Origin of the sequence: Pseudokineococcus marinus (genome assembly GCF_013004605.1) — a bacterium.
Lineage (GTDB): Bacteria > Actinomycetota > Actinomycetes > Actinomycetales > Quadrisphaeraceae > Pseudokineococcus > Pseudokineococcus marinus.
Genome location: NZ_JABEMA010000244.1, coordinates 1 through 4,753, shown reverse-complemented (window position 1 = coordinate 4,753; position 4,753 = coordinate 1). Strand labels below are relative to the sequence as shown.

At 77.2% G+C, this 4,753-nt stretch carries 4 protein-coding genes and 1 pseudogene; 1 reads left to right on the top strand and 4 read right to left on the bottom strand.

Annotation, left to right across the window (positions count from 1 at the left end; genetic code table 11):
* Positions 1 to 231 precede the first annotated feature (231 nt).
* Together trpB and trpC are read right to left on the bottom strand one after the other, a co-directional pair.
* Positions 232 to 1,491 (bottom strand): annotated as a pseudogene (gene trpB, locus HLB09_RS13175) (tryptophan synthase subunit beta); the annotation flags it as partial.
* The gene (gene trpC, locus HLB09_RS13170; protein ID WP_171203804.1) at positions 1,488 to 2,318 is read right to left on the bottom strand and encodes an indole-3-glycerol phosphate synthase TrpC; all 831 of its coding nucleotides are present in this window, start codon (positions 2,316 to 2,318) and stop codon (positions 1,488 to 1,490) included. The pseudogene trpB and the gene trpC, both read right to left, overlap by 4 nt.
* Positions 2,319 to 2,772: 454 nt before the next feature.
* Between trpC and HLB09_RS13165 the strand changes: the two genes are divergently transcribed.
* The gene (locus HLB09_RS13165) at positions 2,773 to 3,345 is read left to right on the top strand and encodes a DUF4190 domain-containing protein (RefSeq protein ID WP_171203803.1); all 573 of its coding nucleotides are present in this window, start codon (positions 2,773 to 2,775) and stop codon (positions 3,343 to 3,345) included.
* A 182-nt stretch (positions 3,346 to 3,527) separates the two neighbouring features.
* Here the strand turns inward: HLB09_RS13165 and HLB09_RS13160 are convergent, their stop codons facing one another.
* Together HLB09_RS13160 and HLB09_RS13155 are read right to left on the bottom strand one after the other, a co-directional pair.
* Entirely contained in the window at positions 3,528 to 3,890 is a 363-nt protein-coding gene (locus tag HLB09_RS13160) for a DUF2752 domain-containing protein (protein WP_212771047.1), read from the bottom strand.
* An 86-nt stretch (positions 3,891 to 3,976) separates the two neighbouring features.
* On the bottom strand, positions 3,977 to 4,342 hold the full coding sequence (locus tag HLB09_RS13155) for an HGxxPAAW family protein (RefSeq protein WP_171203802.1): 366 nt from the start codon (positions 4,340 to 4,342) through the stop codon (positions 3,977 to 3,979).
* Positions 4,343 to 4,753 lie beyond the last annotated feature (411 nt).

The following is a 4,753-nucleotide window of genomic DNA, read 5'->3' as shown; positions in this document are numbered from 1 at the left end:
GGCGGTCGCCGAACGCCTGCGGGCGGTCGAGCGCCAGCCGTCCGTCAAGGTCCGCGTCGAGGGGGGTGACCGGTGATCAAGCGCAGCGTCCTCGGCGTCGACCGCCTCGCCGCCTTCGTCGCGGGGCCCCTGCTCCGGCACGCCCTCGTCGCGCGGGTCGCCGCCGGCGACGACGTCGGGTCCGGCGTGCACCCCCTCGTCGGCGCGGTCGGTGCGCACGTCCTCGGTCGCGACGAGGTCCTCGTCGCTGACGAGGTCGAACCAGCGGGCGGCGGTGTCGACGTCCTTGTCGCCGCGCCCGGACAGGTTGACGAGGACGACGCCGTCCGGCCCGAGCCGGCGGCCCTCCTCCAGCGCACCGGCGAGCGCGTGCGCCGTCTCGATGGCGGGGATGATGCCCTCCGTGCGGCACAGCAGGCGCATGGCCTGCATCGCCTCGTCGTCGGTGACCGGGCGGTACTGCGCCCGGCCGGTGGCGGCCAGCCACGCGTGCTCCGGGCCGACGCCCGGGTAGTCCAGCCCCGCGCTGATCGAGTGGGACTCGACCGTCTGCCCGTCGTCGTCCTGCAGGAGCATCGAGCGGGCGCCGTGGAGGACGCCCGGCGCCCCGCCCGTGATGGACGAGGCGTGCCGGCCCGTCGCGACGCCGTCGCCGCCCGCCTCGAGGCCCAGGAGCGCGACCTCGGCGTCGTCGAGGAAGGCGTGGAAGATGCCCATGGCGTTCGAGCCGCCGCCCACGCAGGCGACGACGACGTCCGGGAGGCGGCCGACGCGCTCGAGAACCTGCGTCCGCGCCTCCTCGCCGATGACGCGGTGCAGCTCGCGCACCATCGTCGGGAAGGGGTGCGGGCCGGCGACCGTGCCCAGCAGGTAGTGGGTGTCGTCGACGTTGGCGACCCAGTCGCGCATCGCCTCGTTGAGGGCGTCCTTGAGGGTGCGCGAGCCGGTGCGCACCGGCACGACCTCGGCCCCGAGGAGCCGCATCCGCGCCACGTTGAGCGCCTGGCGCTCGGTGTCGCGCTCGCCCATGTAGACGACGCACTCGAGGTCGAGCAGCGCCGCCGCCGTCGCCGACGCGACGCCGTGCTGGCCCGCGCCCGTCTCGGCGATGACGCGCTTCTTGCCCATGCGCTTGGTGAGCAGCGCCTGGCCGAGCACGTTGTTGATCTTGTGCGAGCCCGTGTGGTTGAGGTCCTCGCGCTTGAGGAAGACCCTCGCCCCACCCGCGTGGGCGGCGAAGCGCGGCGCCTCGGTGAGGATGCTCGGCCGCCCCGTGTAGGTCCGGTGCAGCTCGTCGAGCTCGGCCCGGAACGAGGGGTCGGCCCACGCCTGCGTGAAGGCCGCGTCGAGCTCGTCGAGCGCCGCGACGAGCGCCTCGGGCACGAAGCGCCCGCCGAACTCGCCGAAGTAGGGTCCCGAGGCGCTCGAGAGGGCCGCGCCGTCCGGGAGCCCGGTGGCCGTGCCCGCGCGGGGCGGTGTGCTCGTGCTCATGCGCGTCCTGCCCTGGTCGAGGGGTGGTTGCCGGCGGCGACGAGGTCCGCCACCGCGGCGCGGGGATCGCCGCCCGTCACGAGCGCCTCGCCGACGAGCACGGCGTCCGCGCCCGCGCGGGCGTAGTCGAAGACGTCGTGGGAGCCCCGGACGCCCGACTCGGCGACGACGACGACGCCGGCCGGGACCGCGGGGCGCACGGCGGCGAAGGTGCTGCGGTCGACGTGCAGCGTCCGCAGGTCGCGCGCGTTGACCCCGATGACCCGAGCGCCGGCGTCGACGGCCCGGGCGACCTCCTCGACGTCGTGCACCTCGACGAGCGCCGTCATCCCGAGGGAGTGCACCCGCTCCACGAGGGACACGAGCGCGGGCTGCTCCAGGGCGGCGACGATGAGCAGCACGACGTCCGCGCCGTGGGCCCGAGCCTCCCACACCTGGTAGGAGGTCGTCACGAAGTCCTTCCGCAGGACCGGGACGTCCACGGCCGCGCGCACGGCGTCGAGGTCCTCCAGGCTGCCGCCGAAGCGGCGACGCTCGGTGAGGACGCTGATGACGGCGGCGCCCCCGGCCTCGTAGTCGCGCGCCAGGCCCGCCGGGTCGCCGATCGCGGCCAGGGCCCCCTTGCTGGGGCTCGAGCGCTTCACCTCGGCGACGACCTTCACCGCGCCGCGCTCCTCGTCGCCGTCGACCCGGCGCAGCCGCTCGACGGCGTCGAGGGCGCCGGGGCGGCGGGACGCGCGCTCCTTCAGCTCGTCGAGCGAGGTGGTCTCCTGCCGCCCGGCGAGGTCGGCGTGGACCCCGGCGAGGATGTCGTCGAGCACGCTCACGTGAGGGCTCCTCCGCTTCGACGCTGTGCTTGCTCCGGTCGTCCTCGGCCGACGCCGTCCTGGTCCGCGAGCCGTCACCGCTCCGGCGTGCACCACCGGGTCCGTGGTGGCTGCACCGGAGGGTGGGCGCCGCGGCCCGAGCGCCGGTCGGGTCGATCCGTCCTGCCGCGCAGGACTCTAGTGCGTGGCCCGCCGCGCTCCCGCGCCCCCGCCCTGCCGCGGACGGGGACCGCCGTGGCCCCGTCGGGTGCCCCCTGCGTCCGGTCCTGCTCGTGCGGGGGACCGGCAGCACTCGTGCGGGTCCCCCGGCGCGCGCGCCGCGCGGTGCGGGCGCAGCGCCGATAACGTCGGACGACCGCCCCGAGCGGCGGGGCACCGCCGCAGGACGGCGGCGAGCCGGCCGACCGCCGACCCCCGACGACGGGCCCCCGAGGGCCCAGCCAGGAGGCCAGACGTGAGCACCCCGAGCGACCCCGACCAGCCGCGCTACGGCCAGGAGCCGTCGGGCGACCGCCCGCCGGAGCAGCCCGGCTACGGCGACGCCGCGCCCGGCTACGGCCAGACCTCCGGCGACGGCAGCGCGTACGACCGGCCCTCGAGCGGCGGGTACGGCGAGCCGGCCCGCTACGGCGGCGACGCCTCGGCCTCCCCCTACGGCGGGGAGCCGCACCAGGAGCCGCGCAACGGCCTCGGCGTCGCGGCGCTCGTCGTCGGCATCGTCGCCCTGCTGTCCGTCTGCGTCGGCATCTTCCTCGCCGGCATCCCGGCCGTGGTCATCGGCGTCGTCGGCATCGTCCTCGGCGTGGGCGCCCGCCGGCGCGTGAAGCGCGGAGAGGCGACGAACGGCGGCGTGGCGACGACCGGCCTGGTGCTGTCGATCGTCTCCCTCGTCCTCGGCGTCATCAGCGTCATCCTCGTCGCGGTGGGCCTGAGCTTCATCGGAGACGCCGCCCAGCAGTGCGAGGGCCTCACGGGCGCTGAGCAGCAGCAGTGCATCCAGGAGCAGACGGAGAACCTCTTCGGCTGAGGCCCCTCGTCAGCTGGCGGGCCGCCCCGGCTCCCCCCACCGATGTCGGCGACGACGGAGGGCCCGGACCGTCTGGTCCGGGCCCTCCGTCGTGCGGGGTGCGGTGGACGCCGGTCGCGGGGCTCGCCCGGCGGCGGGCGCCGCGGGGACGGGCGGACGCCTCCCGCTGACGAGGCGCCGTCTCAGGGCCCGAGCAGAGCGCCGGCACCGGGCAGCCATCGCACGACGGTGAAGACGGCCAGCGCGGTCACCCCGAGGACGGCCCGCCGGTCCGTGACGGCGTCGACCAGGCGCAGCGGCCGCCGACGCAGGGCCGCCGCGGTCCAGGCCGCCCACACGAGAGCTCCCCCGACGACGAGGGCGACGGCGAGGGCGTTGCTGCCGAGGGCCGCCAGCGGCTGACCGGCGAGGAGGTCGGACACGGCCCGGAGCCCGCCGCAGCCCGGGCACGGCAGGCCGGTGAGCAGCAGGACGGGGCAGGTGCCCCAGCTGCCCGGCACGTGCGGGTCGCGCAGCGCGACGGCGGCCAGCGACGCGGCCCCCACCGCCCCGAGGACGAGCGGGGGCCAGCGGCGCGGCACTCCCGGCGCCCGGCCCCTCGAGGGGGACGGGGCCGGCGTGAGCCGCGGGCTCAGCGGGGCCCGTTGGCCGTCGTCGACGCCGACTCGCCCGAGCGCCCGGCCGGGCCGTGGTGGGGCTCGTCGCCCGGCTCGTCGGAGGACTGCTCGGGCGTGCCCGCCCCGTAGCCCATCTTGGCGAGGACGATCCCGACGACGGGCCCGACGGCCATGACGACGAAGCCGACGGCCAGGAGCCACCACACGGTGAAGACGACGGCGAGGCAGCCGACGAGGGCGCCGACCATGACGACCCCGACGCCCGCCCACGCGGCGAGGCTGTGCCCGTGGTCCTCCGCGTGCGGGGGGAGCTGCGGCTGGTGCCGGGGGTCGGGCTGCGCGTCCTGCTGGGTGCCGCGGTCCTGCGTGCGCTCGGCCATGGGGCCCTCCTCGACCGGCCCGGACGGCCCTGCGGCGGTCCGACGCACGGCTCGCTCTCGTCGATCGGTCTGGTCGTCGGTGGTGGTCGGGCGACGTCGCGCCGAGCGGCGCGGTCACGGCGCTCGCGACGACCGCTCGCGCGGCCCCCTCGGGCGCTCCGTCATCATGCCAGCCGCCGCGCCCCGCGGCTCCCGCGGCTCCCGCCGTCGGATCAGCGGCGGCGGTCGCCCTCGACCCCGCCGGTCGGGTCCTCTCCGCGGGACAGGGAGTCCCACGCGTCGAAGGCCTCGCCCCGGCGCCGCGCCCGCTCGGCGGCCGGGCCCTCCCGGGTGATGTCTTGAACGAGCACCCCCTACGAGCGGCACTCGATCGCGCCGATCCACGCCCCGAACCGCGCGCCCAGCAGGCCG

Bases quoted from the DNA above. Each gene is read 5' to 3' on its own strand.
- HLB09_RS13155 (WP_171203802.1), bottom strand. From the start codon at position 4,342: ATGGCCGAGCGCACGCAGGACCGCGGCACCCAGCAGGACGCGCAGCCC.